General features: G+C 67.0%; 1 protein-coding gene. It reads left to right on the forward strand.

Translation table 11 applies throughout. From position 1 onward, the window contains the following. Positions 1 to 2 precede the first annotated feature (2 nt). Positions 3 to 279, forward strand: a 277-nt coding sequence (locus tag AAEZ09_RS28110) for an amidohydrolase family protein (RefSeq protein ID WP_350601616.1), incomplete at its 3' end; no start/stop codon positions are given.

Consider the following 279-nt stretch of genomic DNA (forward strand, 5'->3'; position numbering starts at 1 on the left):
GCCTGTACCGCATCGAACTGGACGGCGCGCGCATCGCCGCCATCAGCGCGCAGCAGGCGCCGGCCGAAGCCAACGAGGGCGATATCGACGCCGCCAGCAACCTGGTGGTGCCGCCCTTCATCGAACCGCACATCCACCTGGACGCCACCCTTACCGCTGGCCAGCCGGCCTGGAACATGAGCGGCACGCTGTTCGAAGGCATCGAACGCTGGGGCGAGCGCAAGGCGCTGGTGACCCACGAAGACACCAAGGCGCGAGCGAAGAAAACCATCGACATGC

The sequence above is a fragment of the Pseudomonas sp. 65/3-MNA-CIBAN-0223 genome, assembly GCF_040310425.1.
GTDB lineage: Bacteria > Pseudomonadota > Gammaproteobacteria > Pseudomonadales > Pseudomonadaceae > Aquipseudomonas > Aquipseudomonas gregormendelii.